Here is a 15,127-nt window from a genome sequence, read left to right on the forward strand (position 1 = left end):
CGCTGGGGGCATGACAGATGACGCGACGGCCAAGTCGCCCTCCGGCGCACTCTCCGACGAGGAACGGCTCGCCCAGCTCGGCTACACCCAGGTCCTGGCCCGCCGTATGTCGGCCTTCTCGAACTACGCGGTCTCCTTCACGATCATCTCGGTCCTCTCCGGCTGTCTCACCCTCTACCTCTTCGGCATGATCACCGGCGGTCCGGCCGTGATCACCTGGGGCTGGGTGGCCGTAGGCCTGATGACCCTCTTCGTCGGCCTCTCGATGGCCGAGATCTGCTCGGCCTACCCGACCTCGGCCGGCCTCTACTTCTGGGCCCACCGCCTGGCCCCGCCGCGCAGCGCGGCCGCCTGGGCGTGGTTCACGGGCTGGTTCAACGTGCTCGGCCAGGTGGCGGTGACGGCGGGCATCGACTTCGGCGCCGCGTCCTTCCTGGGCGCGTACCTGAACCTGCAGTTCGACTTCAAGGTCACCCCGGGCCGGACGATCCTCCTGTTCGCGGGGATCCTCGTCCTGCACGGCCTCCTCAACACGTTCGGCGTCCGCATCGTCGCTCTGCTCAACAGCGTGAGCGTGTGGTGGCACGTCCTGGGCGTCGCGGTCATCGTCGGCGCGCTGACCTTCGTCCCCGACCACCACCAGTCGGCGTCCTTCGTCTTCACGAAGTTCGTGAACCAGACCGGCTGGAGCAGCGGGCCCTACGTGGTCCTCATCGGCCTCCTGATGGCCCAGTACACCTTCACGGGCTACGACGCCTCGGCGCACATGACCGAGGAGACGCACGACGCGGCGACAGCGGGCCCGAAGGGCATCGTCCGCTCGATCTGGACGTCCTGGATAGCCGGCTTCGTCCTCCTCCTGGGCTTCACCTTCGCGATCCAGTCGTACGGCGACGAGCTGGCCTCGCCGACGGGCGTACCCCCGGCCCAGATCCTCCTGGACGCGCTCGGCGCCACCACCGGCAAGCTCCTCCTGCTCGTCGTGATCGGCGCCCAGCTCTTCTGCGGGATGGCGTCGGTGACGGCCAACAGCCGCATGATCTACGCCTTTTCGCGCGACGGGGCGCTGCCGTTCTCCCGTGTCTGGCACACGGTCAGCCCGCGCACCCGCACCCCCGTGGCCGCGGTCTGGCTGGCGGCCCTCGGCGCCCTCGCCCTGGGCCTCCCGTACCTGATCAACTACGCGGCCTACGCCGCCGTGACGTCGATCGCGGTGATCGGCCTGTACGTGGCCTACGTCATCCCGACACTGCTGCGGGTGCGGAAGGGCGACGCGTTCGAGCGAGGCCCCTGGCATCTGGGCCGCTGGTCGATCGTCATCGGCGTGATCTCGGTGACGTGGGTAGTGGTCATCACCGTCCTCTTCATGCTCCCGCAGGTCTCCCCGGTCACCTGGAAGTCCTTCAACTACGCCCCGGTCGCCGTCCTGGCCGTCCTCGGCTTTGCCGCGGTCTGGTGGCAGGCCTCGGCCCGCCACTGGTTCCTCAACCCCGACAGAGCGCGTGCGGAGGACCCCGCCAAACTGGTCGATCTCTGACCCACCGGACCACGTCCGTCCCACTTCCGCCACGCGACGCGGCCACGACCCCGATACCCGATCGGCGAGACGCCTCCGTCCGGCTATGCTCGGGGAGGCAACATCGCCTGGGCCGTTAGCTCAATTGGCAGAGCAGTGGACTTTTAATCCATTGGTTGTGGGTTCGAGTCCCACACGGCCTACCGGTGGTGGTCGGGGGTTTGACCTCTGACCTGCTGTGCAGCGCCCGGGTCGACTTCGGTCGGCTCGGGCGCTGACTCGTTTTCGGGCCCTTGCGTGAGCGGATGTGCCGGGGGCGCTCAGCCTGCAGAGCCCCCGGCTTGCTCATGCCGTCAGATCGAACTGCTTGAGCCAATCAGGATCGCCGTCGCCGGCCGTCGCCACCAGGCCGCCGCAGAGCGTCACCATGTACAGGGTGGACTTGATCGGGTCGGCCCCCCATAGTGCTCGATCGCCTCGTTGAGTGTCAGATTCGGCGCGTCCGGATGGCCGATGAACCCTGCCGCTTGGACGAGGTCATCGTGCGTGATTCCCAAGCTGTCGGAGACCCACCTGACGGCGTCGCGCGCCTGCTCCTCGGTGATCTGTTCCCATGCCGCGGCAAGCCAGCCGATCAGGGATGTTCCGCGAGGCACTTCGCAGGGCCCATCCGATCGAGAGGTGCTCGGGTGGGACGTGACACGCCCTGGCGGCCGGGCGCTCTGCCGGGGTAGGTGTTTGCCTACCTCGGAAGTAGGTTTCGGCCCATGGCGCTTGCCGGTCCCCTCGCAGCAGCATGATCTCCAGGTCACAGCGCGTGGCCTGGAAGACGAGACGGGGGGCGGATATGTGGCCGTTTCCGGTGGACGGGGGGCCCTGGCCGGAGGGCGTGCTCGTGGCATTGACCGCGGTCTGCGCCGTGCTGGCCTTCAGGGCGGAGCAGGCGCGGGACCGGCCGGTGCGTACCGTGCGACCGGCTGGGCGGATCGGCTGGCCGATCGTGGCGGGACTGCTGGGTACGGCCGCGTACGGCAGTGTGCCGGCTCTGCTGCTCGCGCTGCACAACACCGCCGGAACGGGTGGCTACATCGTCACTGTGCCGGATCTCCACCCCGACGGGCTGCTCGCGGCGGCGCTGCTGACGGCCGGTCTGCTGGCCACCACGCTGCTCCCCTCGGCGCGCGTGCCCAGGCGGTGGGTACTGCCCGTGGTCGCAGCGGTGACCGGCGAACTGCTGGAATGGACGTACTGGCTCACGCATGCGCTCTCGCGTTCCTCTGTTGCCTACGGCCTGACACCCCTGAATGTCCTGGTGGGCTGTGTGAGCATCCCGGTGCTTGCCGCCTTCGCCGGTGCGGCTCTGCGTCGGCCGGCGAACGGCAGGCCCGAGCGCCTGGCCGGAGCCGATGCGCTCAGGTCCGCGCGTTGGGCCCTGCTGCTGCCCGCCGTTGTGGTGATGACCGGCGACCTGCTCGGCCTCGATCTGTGGCAGCCCGTGTCGCTGGGCACCGGGATCTGGCCGGCCGTGATGAGTTACCTGGCCGGGCTGGCGCTGCTGGCGGCCGTCGTGGCCGGGCTGGTGCGGTGGCCGAGGGCAGCGGCGGACCTGGCGGCCCTGGGGCTGGTGGGGATCGGGGCGTACGACGTCGCCCAGAGCGGGTTCGGGCAACACCTGGTGGAGGTGCGGAAGTTCGGCTCCCCACGCATGCCGGCGCCGTCCGGCCCCTTTGAGATGGTGGCTCACCATGCGTCGGTCCTCGGCGGCATCCAGGGGGCGGCACTGCTGGCCTTCGGGCTGTGGCTGCTGCCGAGGACCGTGCTGGCGGATGCCGGTCGGCTGCTCGGCCGGGGGCCGGACCCGGCGCTGACCCGGCGGGTGCGGGAGCTGACCGAGACGCGGGCCGACGCGGTCAGTTCCGCGGCCGCGGAGCTGCGCAGGATCGAGCGGGACCTGCACGACGGCGCACAGGGACGGCTGGTCACCATCGGGATGAACCTCCGGGTCGCGGAGGAGATGATCCACAGCGATCCGCACGAGGCCGCCGCACTCGTCGTGGAGGCCCGCGTCGCCTCGGCGGCGGCACTGGAGGAACTGCGCGGCCTGATCAGAGGGATGCACCCGCCGATGCTGGCCGACCGGGGCCTGGGGGAGGCGGTCCGGGCGCTCGCACTGGACCTGCCGCTGCCGTGTGAGACCGAGATCGATCTGCCCGAACGGCTCGCCGCCCCGTTGGAGTCGGCCTGCTACTTCGCCGTCGCCGAGGTGGTCACCAACGCCGTCCGGCACGCCTCGGCACACGGCCTCCGGATCCGCATGGCCCGGACGGACGGACTGCTGCGCATCGAGGTGGTCGACGACGGAGTGGGCGGAGCGGATCCCGCCCGGGGCACCGGGCTGGCCGGGGTGGAGCGACGGCTGGCGGCCTTCGACGGCATCCTGGCGGTCAGCAGCCCGCCCGGCGGGCCGACGATCGTGGTCATGGAGGTGCCGTGCGCGTAGTCGTCGCGGAAGATCTCTTCCTGCTCCGGGAGGGGCTGGTCAGGCTCCTCAAGGCACGTGGGTTCGAGATCGTGGCGGCCACCGACAGCGCGCCGGGCCTGCTCGACGCGCTGCTCGAGTTCCGGCCGGACCTCGCGATTGTGGACATCAGGTTGCCGCCCACCCACACCGACGACGGCCTCCGTGCGGCGCTGACCGCCCGGGAACGGATACCCGGGCTGCCGATCCTGCTGCTCTCGCAGTACGTCGAGCAGATCTACGCCCAGGAGCTGCTCGCCGACCGGGCCGGAGGGGTCGGCTACCTGCTCAAGCACCGGGTGTTCAGCGACGACCAGTTCGTCGACGTGATCCGTACGGTCGCCGCGGGCGGCACGGTCATGGACCCCGAAGTGGTCACCAAGCTGCTCGGCCGCCGCAGCCGCGGCGAACCCGAACCCCTCTCCAGGCTTACCGAGCGGGAACGCCAGGTGCTGGAGCTCATGACCGAGGGACGCTCCAACAGCGCCATCGCGAACCGCCTCTTCATCAGCGAGAAGGCCGTGTCCAAGCACAGCACCAGCATCTTCACCAAGCTGGAACTCGCACCCTCCGACGACGACAACCGTCGCGTGCTGGCCGTGCTCGCCTACCTCATGTCCGCGCCAGGTGAAGGCCGCATTCCACCAAGCCAGTGAACTGATCAAGACCGAAACGTTGCCGGGCTGGGCCGACGGCCCAAGCGCCGGACGCAGCTCAGTGCTGCCCAGAAACCCAGGGAGGGTCCGTGACGACCTCGTTCATGAACCAAGAAGGAATGACGCGCCGTCGCATGCTCGGAGCCGCGCTGGCAGTCGGGGTCACCGTGCCGATCGGCGTCGCAGGCCAGGCGAGGGCGGCTTCGACCGCTCCGGGCCCGGTGCAGCTCACTCTGCCCGTGCCCACCGGACCATACCCGGTGGGCACGGTGCCCCTGCACCTCGTCGACACTTCACGTCCCGATCCCGTGGCAGGCCCCGGGCATCACCGCGAGTTGATGGCCGCCGTCTGGTACCCCGCCCGGGGCGTCGAACGGTATCCACTGGCCCGCTGGACGTCCCCCGCCGTGGCGCGGGCGATCCTCACGTCGGTGGGCTGGCCGGCCGATGTCGCGGTGGCGCCGCTCACGGCCGGTCACGAGGGCGCACCGGTGCAGCGAGCGGGCGGACGACTGCCCGTCGTCGTGTTCTCGCACGGCGCGCACGATCACCGTGCGGACACCACCATCGTGGTGCAGGAGCTTGCCAGCCACGGGTATGTGGTGGTCACGGTGGACCACACGTACGACGCGTTCAGCGTGTTCCCCGACGGCCGGTTCACGGTCCCGCTCGACGTACCCGCCTTGGGAGCACGGGACTTCGCCACGGACATCCGGTTCGTGCTCGACCGCATCGAGGACCTCGCCGCCGGGCGCAATCCCGACGCCGAACACCGGCCGCTGCCGGCCGGCCTGCTCGACGCCCTCGATCCGCAGCGCATCGGCATGTTCGGCTGGTCGAAAGGCGCGACGGCGACCGCCCTCGTCATGAGCGAGGACCAGCGCGTCCGGGCCGGGCTGAGCTTCGACGGGCCGATGCAGCCGACGGTCACCACCGACCTGGACCGGCCGTTCATGCTGATGACCGCCGAGTTTCCGCGGGCCACGCAGCCGAGCGTCGCCGAGTTCTGGTCCCACCTGCGGGGGTGGCGGCTCAACGTCCAGGCGGAGGGCGCGGTGCACTCGTCGTACTGCGACGTACAGTTCCTGATCCCGCAACTGGCGCAGGCCGTCGGGATGAGCGACGCGGACCTCCAGGGCTGGATCGGCACACTCGATCCGGCCCGGGCGGTGCGGATCCAGCAGGCGTACCCGCTCGCCTTCTTCGACCTGCACCTACGCCACCACCGAGGGCACCTGCTCGACGGCCCGTGCCCGGCCTTCCCGGAGGTGACGTTCATCCCATGAAGCGACGAACCGCGTCACTCCCAGTCGGCTCGCCGCCGTGACAACCGACATCCCTTGCGGTCAGGGACTCCGCGTCGGCATGCGCGCGCGGTGGCGTCCTGCTTCGGGGCGGGTATCTGCACTGTTCAAACTCACCGTCTGCGCGAGTGATGCGTGAGCGGATGTTCGGGGCTGCAAGCCGGAATGACTCCGCAGCCGTGATCACTGAGCGGGCCATCAATTTCGTACGTCCCCAGGCTGTCTTCTTCGTCGGTATCGCGGGATCGCTCAAACCCGATGTGTCCCCAGGTGACGTGGTCGTGGCTTCTGAGGTGTATGCGTACCACGGAGGCAAGGAAAGCGCGGAAGGGTTCAAGGGACGTCCCCGCAGCTGGGAAACTACCCATCACCTCCAGCAGGTGCAGGTCGACGCGTACCTGCCTGCCAGCCCAGCAAATCCGGGCGAGGGTCGGCGTCCTGGATGAGCGGCGGCACCATCTCCGGGGAGACGCTGGAGGCCAGGCCAGGGTCCGTGGCGGTGGTGGTGGGCCGGTCGATGTCACGGATCCAACCATGGGCATCAAGGGCGGTGAGCACCGCGTCCGGCCTCCTGAAGCCGGGGTCAGGCGCCTGACGGTCGATAGCGACCAGGAGGTCGGAGAGTGCCTTGTACGGACGCCGGCGGTGAAGTACGCGTTCCACTCCGTCATCACGGAAGCGGCGCGCGGACCGCGGTGAAGCGCGTCATTTCTCGGCTGGGGTGGGGGCCCGGGGAAGGCGTAGCTGGAAGCATGCTCCGAGGGTCCGGGGGGTGAGGGTGAGTGTGCCTCGGTGGCGGTGGGCCAGGTCGCGGGCGATGGCGAGGCCCAGGCCGGTGCCGCCGTGGTCGCGGGAGCGGGCGTCGTCGAGCCGGACGAAGCGTTCGAAGATGCGCTCGGCGTCCTCGGTGGGCACGCCCGGTCCGTCGTCGTGCACCGTGAGGACGATCCAGTCGTCCTGGTTTCGGATGGTGATCTGGATGCGGTGTGCGGCGTGGCGGGCGGCGTTGTCGATGAGGTTGCGCAGCAGCCGTTCGTATTCGTCGGGGTTTCCGCGTGCGGGGGCGGGGGCGGTGCTGTCGCAGGTGAGGGTCAACGGTCGTTCGGTGAGGGGGTATTGCTCGGTCAGCCGGGAGGCGAGGGCTGTCAGGTCGACGGTTTCGGGGCCGGCTATGGGGGTGCGGGTGTCGAGGCGGGCGAGGAGCAGCAGGTCTTCGGCGAGGGCCTGGAGGCGGCGGGTCTGTCGTGCGGCGGTGGTGGCCGCGGCGGGCCAGTCGGTGCGTTCCGGGTAGGCGAGCGCGACTTCCAGGCTGGCCAGCAGTGTGGTGAGGGGGCTGCGCAGTTCGTGGGCGGCGTCCGCGACGAAGCGGCGTTGCTGGGCGGCGGCGTCGTCGAGGCGTTGGAGGGTGCTGTTGATGGTGGCGGCCAGGGCGGCGATCTCGTGTCCCGTGGCGGGGACCGTGACGCGTTCGCGGGGGTCGTTCGCGGTGACCGAGGCGGTGAGGACGCGGATGGCCTCGACCGGCCGCAGCGAGATGCGGACGGTGAAGTAGACGGCGGCGGCGATCAGTACGAGGCCGACGAGCGCGGCCCGCAGCAGCAGGAGGTCGGTGGTCCTGGCGATCTCCTCGGCCGTTTTCGGGAGCACCACCACATAGACCCGCAGGTAGGCGTCCGCGGCGACGCCCAGAGCGGCGACTTTGTCCCTGCTGAGTTCATCGACGCCGACGTCGGCGAACATGACCGTGAAGGTCCCGCCGGCCAGGCCGAATCTGTCCCTGGAGTGGGAGCCGCGCTCCGGTATGCGGAGGGGAAGGATCGTCAGGACTCCGGGCTCCCTGGCCTCCGATGGGGCGGGCAGCACATGGCGGGTGCCGGGATCGAGGGCTTCCATGCCTCCGCCGTAGGCGACAGCGGTGCGCCGGCCGCTCGCGACGACCTCGTACGGCAGCACGATGCTTTTGTGAGCGGGAAGCACACCCCCGTTCAGCTGATCGACGAGAGCCCAGACCTGTTGCTCGGCTTGTCCTTCGGCGATCCGTGTGCCCTGGCGGTAGACGTCGTGGTGCAGCCACCAGCCGATGCCGACCAGGATGACGGCGGCGGCCGAGGCGGCGGCCAGGGCCGTGCGGGCTCGTACCGAACGCGGCCACCAGCGGCGTCGCGGCTCAGTCGCGTTCACGGTCGTCCACCAGCCGGTAGCCGGTACCCCGTACGGTCTGCAGGGACCGTCGGCCGAACGCGGAGTCCACCTTCTTGCGCAGTGCGCTGACGCGCGCCTCCACCAGGTTGTGATCCCGGGCTTCGTCGGGCCACGCGTGATAGAGCAGATCCGATTTGGAGACCGCCTGGCCCGCTCGGCGGGCCAGCAGTTCAAGGACGGCGAACTCCCGAGGGGTGAGTTCCACCCGGGCCCCGGCCCGGCGGCAGACGCGGCTCGCGACATCCAACGAGAGGTCGCCCACGGCAAGGACGGGCGGGGCGACCGTGGCGGCCCGTCTGACCAGGGCCCGCAGCCGTGCGACGAGCACCATGTAGGAGAAGGGTTTGGCCAGGTAGTCATCGGCCCCCGTGTCCAGGGCCTCTGCCTGATCCCAGTCCCCGTCCTTGGCGGTGAGTACCAGGATGGGGGTCGCGTTGCCCTCCCGGCGCAGCTGGGCGCAGACCTTGTAGCCGTTGAGCCCGGGCAGCATCAAGTCCAGTACGACCAGGGCGTATTCGCCGGTCCGGGCCATCCACAGTCCCTGCCGGCCGTCATGGGCGAGGTCGACGCTGTAGCCCTCGGCGGTCAGACCGGTGTGCAGGGTGCGGGCAAGGTCCACCTCGTCTTCGACCACCAGGATGCGCATGCGGTGCAGCCTCGCACAGCGCCGGACCGCCTTCCTGATCGGCCGGTCAGGTTGGGTCAGCCTCCGGTCAACGAGGTCCGGGCACGCTGGCGCAGTGTCTTCGCCACTGCTGAAAGGCCCTGTCGCCGATGTCCATTGATGTACTAGGCCCCGCCGTGGCCAGGACGGTTTCCCCTCCCGTACCCGCCCGTCGACGATCACCGGGCCCGGCCAGAGCCGTTGTCGTCATCGCGCCCTTGGCACTGACCATCGCTCTGGGGCTCTGGGGTATCCGCAGGAAGAACACCATGTGGGGGGACGAGGCCGTCACCTATCAGCTCGCGCACCGCGATCTTTCGCAGATATGGCTCACCGCCCAGCATGTCGATCTGGTCCATGCTCTCCATTACGCCGTGATGCATGAGCTCTTCGGTCTCTTCGGCGGAGGGCTGCTGACGTTGCGGCTGCCGTCCGTGCTGGCAATGTCCGCGGCGGCGAGCGGAGTCGGGCTGCTGGGGCTACGCCTGGCGGGACCCCGTGCCGGGCTGCTGGCCGGGCTGGTGTTCGCGCTCCTTCCCCAGGTACAGAAGTACGCGCAGGAAGGCCGCTCGTATGCCATGGTCTGTGCCCTGGTCACCTGGGCCACCTATGCGCTCGTGGTCGGCGTCCCGCATCGCGCCCGGTGGCGGTGGGTGGTCTATGGCTCCACCATGCTGCTGGCCTGTCTGCTCCATGAGTTCGCGGTCCTCGCCCTGGTTGCACACGGCGTCACACTGGTCGTCTCCCGTGTTCCACGACCGGTGCTGAGGGCGTGGAGTGTGGCCGCCGCGGGCGTGGTGGCCGGGCTGTTGCCGCTGGCGATCTGTAGTGCGGGGCAGTCGGGGCAGGTGTCCTGGATCGGCGGACCTGTGCGGCTTCCTGGTGTCCTGGCTATGGCGGTCGTGGGCGTGGCGTGTGCCCTGGCGCCCCTCGGGGTGAGGGGGCCCGTGCGGCTTTCCGTGCTGGCTGTGCCGATTGTTGTGCTTCCGGGCCTGCTGCTGCTGATCGCCTCACTGGTCAAGCCCCTCTTCGTCGACCGGTATGTGCTCTACAGCAGCATCGGAATCGCGTTGCTGCTGGGCGCTTGGATGGACTACTTCCTCCGGCGGCAGCGGTCTTCCCGCATCGCGTGGATCGCGGCGGTTGCCGTACTGGCCGCGCTCGTCCAGCCGAGCATGTCGCTGAGGACTCCCGAGAGCCGGAGCAATGACGTCACCGCCATCGGCGCCACCGTACGCAAGGAAGGCCGTCCCGGCGACGGACTGCTCTATCTCTCCGACCGGTACCGGGCCTGGACCGCGGCCATCCCCGAGGACACCCGTTTCCTGACGGATCTGGCCCTGGCACAGGATCCCGTTTCGTCGAACACACTTGCCGGTGTCGAGGTTCCCGCCCAGGACATCGCGGCACGCATGCTGGAATTCGACCGGATCGTCGCGGTCCGCGACCCGGCGGGTGCGCACTCGCCGACCGACCCGCAGGAGGACGCGAAGACAAGCACCCTGCGGCGCCACTTCCGCGCGTACGGAACAACCCATGTCAACGGGGCGCGAGTCACCGTCTATGTCCGAGACCACGACCCCTCTCCGAAGGCCGGTCCTGGATCCAACAGCCCGGGAGCGAGCGGTGAGGTGATGAGGTGACCGCGACTGGTGCCGGCCCGGCCGGCACCACCGCCGTCACGCTGTCTCGCCCCGGAAGCCACGGACCTCGGCTTGCCGGTCGCTGCTGCCGTGGGAGGCCGCGGCCGTTCTCCGCCGCTCCCCAACTCATCGCGACCGCACGCCAACGGCGCCCGCGATGCGCCCGCCACCGGCCATGGACGGAAGGGATCACCGACACGATCAGTCGGCTCGGCACCTTCCAGACGCGGACGGATCTGCCGCAGACTGAGTCCGGCAGGCGGCAGCGACGTCAAAAGCGCTGTTCAATCGGCCTTTCTGCGTGAGCGATGAGTGAGCGGACGAGATGGCACCGGCCGTCAGGGATCGGACCGAAGATCACGCGGAACCTGTCCTGACCAGGTACGCCCTCTGACCTGCTGTGCAGCGCCTGAGTCGGCTTCGATCGGGTCGGGCGCTGCTTCGTTTTCGGGGCCTTGCGTGAGCGGTTGTGCTCGCGCGATCCGCAGAGGCTCTTCCACCAGGTCGCTCACCACGACCTCGGCGGCACCCTCGTGGCCCAGCACCATCGGCTCCCGCACGGTGAAGTCGCCGACGCGGCCGTGGCGGTAGTAGTGCAGGTCGGATCCGCAGATACCGCCGAAGGCGACGGAGACGGCCACCTCGCCGGGGGCGGGCGCGGACGGCGTGAACTCCTCCACACGGAGGTCTTGCACCGCGTGGAGGACGCAGGCGTGCATGGGGGCTCCCTTCCGGTAACGGAGGAACAGAGGGCTTCCTTCGGGACGTGCGGGTTTCCTGCCGGGCTCAGAGGACGGAGAGCATGCCGCCGTCGACGTACAGGATCTGTCCGTTGACGAAGTCGGAGGCCGGGGACGTGAGGAAGACGAGGGCGCCGATGAGGTCCTCGACCCTGCCCCAGCGGCCGGCAGGGGTGCGCCGGCGCACCCAGGCGCTGAACTCCTCGTCGGCGACCAGGGCCGAGGTCCGCTCCGTGTCGAAGTAGCCGGCGACCGCCGCCGGATCGGTGACGTCGAAGGCGACGGCGTGGACCCGGTCGCCGTGCCCGGCGGCGAGTTCGGAGCGTGTCCTCTCCAGCGCGTCGGCGTCCCGCCTACGACCACGATGCCGAGGACCGTACGGCGCCGGCGCCCGACGGCCGGGCCGTTTAGTTTCGAGCGATACCGTATCGAATGAAGTAAATTGGGCTCATGGTCGCCGACACCTCCCGCCACCCCGCCGCCTCGCACGCGACCGACCGTCCCGGGGACACGTCGCCGTTCGCCCTCGGCCTGCTGCTGCGCCGGGCGCACTGGCACGCGGCCGCGGTGATGGGGGAGGCGCTCCGGCCGCTCGGTATCGAGCTGCGGCATTTCGCGGTGCTGATCGAGCTGGTCAATCACGGGCCCACGGTGCAGCGGGATCTGGTGGCGGCGACGGGGTCGGACAAGGCGGGCATCATGCGGGTCGTGGACGACCTGGAGCGGAAGGGGCTGGCCGTACGCAAGGCCGTTCCGGGGGACCGGCGGGTGCGGGCGGTGGAGATCACCCCGCAGGGGCTGGAGCTCTTCGACGCGGTCCATGCGGCGGCGGAGCCGCTGGCCGAGCGGCTGGTTGCCGAACTGGGGCCCGGTGAGCCCGAGCGGCTGACGGATCTGCTGACCCGGCTCGCCCATCCGGCGGACGGCGAGGCGTAGGCGCGCGGGCGTTGCGGACGCCGTACCCGCCTCCCGGGCGGGGCGCCGTGGAAGCCGTGCCATCTCCCGGGCGGGGCGCTGCGCGGCGTCCACGACCCCGGGATCACGCGGCGAGGCGCTCCGCGAGTTCCTTGGCCCTGCTGGTGGCGTCCTCGAAGGCGCGCCTGCGGGAGGCCTCGAAGCGGGGGATCAGGTCCGACATGGCCTGGTTGCGGGGGGCCATGGTGAGTTCCGGGACGATGAATTCGAGGTCCAGGCCGAGCGTGTCCCTGAGGACGGCCTCCAGGTAGTTCTGCACGAACTCGAAGCCCGCACGCGGGGTGCCCGGTGCGTAGGAGCCGCCGCGGCTGGCGACGACGACGGCCGGGGTGCCCTGGGCGGAGGGGTTCTCGCCCGCGGTGCGGCCGAGCAGGAGCACGTTGTCCAGCCACGCCTTCAGGGTCGAGGGGATCGAGAAGTTGTACATCGGGGCGCCGATCAGGACGGTGTCCGCCCGCTCCAGCTCCTCGATGAGCGTCACGCGCGCGGCGAACGCGGCGGACTGTTCCGGGGTGCGCTCGGACGCGGCGGCGTAGCCGGCGGACCAGGCGTCGGCGCTGATGTGCGGGACGGGGGCGGCGGCGAGGTCGCGGTAGATCACCGTGCCCTCCGGGTGCTGTTCCTCCCAGGTCCTGCGAAAGGCGGCCGTGACCGGACGGGACGAGGACGCCTCGCCGTGGAACACGGACGAGTCGATGTGCAGCAGCGTGGCCATGGGCTCTCTCCGAGGTGCGGGGCCCGAGGCGGCAGACCAGGGGCTGGGGGTGGTTCCTGCGGCGAGATAGTTTCACTCGACACGGTATTGAGTGATACCATAACGAGTGCAACGAAGACAGGTCCACTGATCAGGAGAGGCGGGCGATCATGGACGTCTACGAGGCGGTCACGAGCCGTCGGGCGGTGCGTGCGTTCACCGACCGGCCGGTTCCGAGGGAGGCCCTGGAAAGGGCGCTGTCCGCTGCGAAATGGACGCCGTCCGGATCGAACATCCAGCCCTGGCACACCTACGTACTGACCGGCGCACCGCTGGCCGAACTCAAGAAGCGCGCCGACGAGCGCCTGGCTCTGGGCGACCCCTGGGACGAGCCGGAGTACGAGCAGTACCCGCCCGTACTCAAGTCCCCGTACCGCGAGCGCCGGTCCGCCTTCGGGGAGCAGCGCTACGGAGCGCTCGGGATCGCGCGCGAAGACCTGGAGGCGCGCCAGCGGGCCGCCGCCGCGAACTGGAACTGCTTCGGCGCGCCCGCCGCCCTGTTCTGCTACGTCGACCGTGACATGGGCCGGCCGCAGTGGTCGGACGTCGGCATGTATCTGCAGACCGTCATGGTGCTGCTCCGCGCCGAAGGCCTGCACAGCTGCCCGCAGATGGCCTGGGCGAAGTTCCACCGGACCGTCGCGGAGATCCTGTCACCGCCGGACGGGCTCATCCTCTTCTGCGGCATGTCGATCGGGTTCGAAGACATCATGGCGAGCGAGCCGCGGACGACCCGGGCGCCACTGGAAGAGACGGTCACGTTCGTCGACGGCCGCTGACACCACTCGGCAGCGCCGGTCGACGCAAGCCGAGCGGTGTGGCGATCGGGAGGGCCGCCCCCGGTCGCCGCTCGTCGGTCGTCGGGGTCGTCAGCGCACCCGGATCCCGGTGAGTACGCCGTCCCCCACTTCGTGGAGGGCGACGGCGAACCCCTTCTCCACGGTGAGCAGTTCATGGAAGGCGGCCACCTGCTCCCGGTGGCTCACCGCGTTGTCGACGGCCAGGATGCCGTACGGCTTCAGGACGCGCCGCAGGTGCCGCCAGTAGGCGACGTACGCCGGCCGCTCGGCGTCGAGCACGACCAGGTCGACGGATGCGTCCGGGGTGCCGGCCAGGGTCTCGGCGCCGTCGCCGTGGCGGACGTCCACGTACTCCCGTACTCCCGCCCGCTCCAGGTTGGCCAGCGCCGCGGTGACGCGGTCGGCGTCGATGTCCACCGTCGTCAGGCGGCCGCCGGTGTCGCGGAGGGCGTCGGCGAACCAGATCGCCGAGTAGCCGTTGGAGGTGCCGATCTCCAGGACGGACGTGGCGCGCCGCGCCCTGATCAGCGTCGAGATCAGCCGGGCCGCGTCCGGAGTCATGTTGCGCAGCCTCAGCAGCCGGTCGGCCAGCGGGCCGTCGTGTGCCCGCCCCTCCTGGTAGAGGTCGTCGAGAACGCGCGCCAGCCGGTCGTCCATGGAGGCTCCCCTAGTCGGTGCCTGTAGTTGCTGGCACACCGCGCCCGGCGGTGCTCAGCCCGCGTTGAGCTCCGTCAGCTCGGACAGGGGCAGCGTGTGCTGGGTGTGCAGGACCTTCGCGCGCAGGTAGCGGACGTTGTGGGCGGTGCTGAAGACGCCGGTCGGGACACGGTCGCGGACGGTGACGCCGAGGCCGCGCAACTGCTCGGCCTTGTCGGGGTTGTTGGAGAGCAGGTCCAGGTCGGTGATGCCGAGGGCGGCCAGCATCTGGGCGGCGGCGGTGTAGTCGCGGGCGTCCTCGGGCAGGCCGAGGGCGGCGTTCGCCTCGTAGGTGTCGAGGCCCTGGTCCTGGAGGGCGTAGGCGTCGAGCTTGTTGTAGAGGCCGATACCGCGGCCCTCCTGGCGCAGGTAGAGCAGGACGCCGCCGCGCTCCGCGATGCGCTCGACGGCCTCGCGCAGCTGGGGCCCGCAGTCGCAGCGGGCCGAGCCGAAGACGTCGCCGGTCAGGCACTCGGAGTGCAGGCGCACCAGCGGCAGGGTGCCGGGGGCGGGCTCGCCCAGGACGACGGCGACGTGCTCCTGGCCGTCGGTCAGGCCATGGAACGTGACGAGTTCGGCGTTGACGCTGTAGCCGTCGTTGAAGCGCAGCGGGACCCGGACGCGGGCGCGCTGGGTGGCGGCGGGGAAGTCGGTCATCG

General features: G+C 70.2%; 14 protein-coding genes, 1 tRNA gene and 1 pseudogene. 9 read left to right on the top strand and 7 right to left on the bottom strand.

The window, feature by feature from the left end; translation table 11 throughout:
• The first annotated feature begins 10 nt into the window (after positions 1-10).
• From ABT137_RS12315 to ABT137_RS12340, 6 genes are all read left to right on the top strand, one after another.
• Positions 11-1,537, top strand: coding sequence for an amino acid permease (locus ABT137_RS12315; RefSeq protein ID WP_351706527.1), 1,527 nt, complete (start codon positions 11-13; stop codon positions 1,535-1,537).
• Positions 1,538-1,646: 109 nt separating this feature from the next.
• Positions 1,647-1,719, top strand: a tRNA-Lys gene (locus ABT137_RS12320).
• A gap of 692 nt (positions 1,720-2,411) precedes the next feature.
• Positions 2,412-4,016, top strand: coding sequence for a sensor histidine kinase (locus ABT137_RS12325; RefSeq protein ID WP_351706530.1), 1,605 nt, complete (start codon positions 2,412-2,414; stop codon positions 4,014-4,016).
• On the top strand, positions 4,007-4,690 hold the full coding sequence (locus tag ABT137_RS12330) for a LuxR C-terminal-related transcriptional regulator (protein WP_351706533.1): 684 nt from the start codon (positions 4,007-4,009) through the stop codon (positions 4,688-4,690). Before ABT137_RS12325 ends, ABT137_RS12330 begins: the two co-directional genes overlap by 10 nt.
• A gap of 239 nt (positions 4,691-4,929) precedes the next feature.
• Entirely contained in the window at positions 4,930-5,976 is a 1,047-nt protein-coding gene (locus ABT137_RS12335) for an alpha/beta hydrolase family protein (protein ID WP_351706536.1), read from the top strand.
• 161 nt (positions 5,977-6,137) lie between these two features.
• Positions 6,138-6,440 (top strand): 5'-methylthioadenosine/S-adenosylhomocysteine nucleosidase family protein, encoded by a 303-nt coding sequence (locus ABT137_RS12340; protein WP_351706662.1) that lies wholly within the window; start codon positions 6,138-6,140, stop codon positions 6,438-6,440.
• 259 nt (positions 6,441-6,699) lie between these two features.
• Here the strand turns inward: ABT137_RS12340 and ABT137_RS12345 are convergent, their stop codons facing one another.
• Both ABT137_RS12345 and ABT137_RS12350 read right to left on the bottom strand, forming a co-directional pair.
• Positions 6,700-8,175 carry a sensor histidine kinase gene (locus ABT137_RS12345; protein ID WP_351706539.1) on the bottom strand — a complete coding sequence of 492 codons (1,476 nt, stop codon included), beginning with the start codon at positions 8,173-8,175 and terminating at the stop codon, positions 6,700-6,702.
• Positions 8,162-8,842, bottom strand: a complete 681-nt coding sequence (locus tag ABT137_RS12350; protein ID WP_351706542.1) for a response regulator transcription factor — start codon at positions 8,840-8,842, stop codon at positions 8,162-8,164. Before ABT137_RS12350 ends, ABT137_RS12345 begins: the two co-directional genes overlap by 14 nt.
• 128 nt (positions 8,843-8,970) lie before the next feature.
• On the opposite strand from ABT137_RS12350, the gene ABT137_RS12355 reads away from it, so the two are divergent.
• Entirely contained in the window at positions 8,971-10,503 is a 1,533-nt protein-coding gene (locus ABT137_RS12355; RefSeq protein WP_351706545.1) for a glycosyltransferase family 39 protein, read from the top strand.
• Positions 10,504-10,841: 338 nt separating this feature from the next.
• Here ABT137_RS12355 and ABT137_RS12360 read toward each other — a convergent pair whose 3' ends face one another.
• Both ABT137_RS12360 and ABT137_RS12365 read right to left on the bottom strand, forming a co-directional pair.
• Positions 10,842-11,183 carry an alcohol dehydrogenase catalytic domain-containing protein gene (locus ABT137_RS12360; protein WP_502984504.1) on the bottom strand — a complete coding sequence of 114 codons (342 nt, stop codon included), beginning with the start codon at positions 11,181-11,183 and terminating at the stop codon, positions 10,842-10,844.
• 106 nt (positions 11,184-11,289) lie between these two features.
• Positions 11,290-11,490, bottom strand: a pseudogene (locus ABT137_RS12365) (SDR family oxidoreductase); the annotation flags it as partial.
• A gap of 203 nt (positions 11,491-11,693) precedes the next feature.
• On the opposite strand from ABT137_RS12365, the gene ABT137_RS12370 reads away from it, so the two are divergent.
• The gene (locus tag ABT137_RS12370; protein WP_351706551.1) at positions 11,694-12,179 is read left to right on the top strand and encodes a MarR family winged helix-turn-helix transcriptional regulator; all 486 of its coding nucleotides are present in this window, start codon (positions 11,694-11,696) and stop codon (positions 12,177-12,179) included.
• Between the two features lie 103 nt (positions 12,180-12,282).
• Here ABT137_RS12370 and ABT137_RS12375 read toward each other — a convergent pair whose 3' ends face one another.
• Positions 12,283-12,933 carry an FMN-dependent NADH-azoreductase gene (locus ABT137_RS12375; RefSeq protein ID WP_351706554.1) on the bottom strand — a complete coding sequence of 217 codons (651 nt, stop codon included), beginning with the start codon at positions 12,931-12,933 and terminating at the stop codon, positions 12,283-12,285.
• A gap of 149 nt (positions 12,934-13,082) precedes the next feature.
• Here ABT137_RS12375 and ABT137_RS12380 point away from each other — a divergent pair, with 149 nt between their 5' ends.
• Positions 13,083-13,751, top strand: coding sequence for a nitroreductase (locus ABT137_RS12380; protein ID WP_351706557.1), 669 nt, complete (start codon positions 13,083-13,085; stop codon positions 13,749-13,751).
• 90 nt (positions 13,752-13,841) lie between these two features.
• On the opposite strand, the gene ABT137_RS12385 is transcribed toward ABT137_RS12380, so the two are convergent.
• Positions 13,842-14,429 carry an O-methyltransferase gene (locus tag ABT137_RS12385; RefSeq protein ID WP_351706560.1) on the bottom strand — a complete coding sequence of 196 codons (588 nt, stop codon included), beginning with the start codon at positions 14,427-14,429 and terminating at the stop codon, positions 13,842-13,844.
• 54 nt (positions 14,430-14,483) lie between these two features.
• Entirely contained in the window at positions 14,484-15,125 is a 642-nt protein-coding gene (locus ABT137_RS12390; RefSeq protein ID WP_351706563.1) for a GTP cyclohydrolase II, read from the bottom strand.
• Between the last annotated feature and the right edge of the window lie 2 nt (positions 15,126-15,127).

It is taken from the genome of Streptomyces sp. NPDC001980 (assembly GCF_040296885.1).
Taxonomy (GTDB): domain Bacteria; phylum Actinomycetota; class Actinomycetes; order Streptomycetales; family Streptomycetaceae; genus Streptomyces.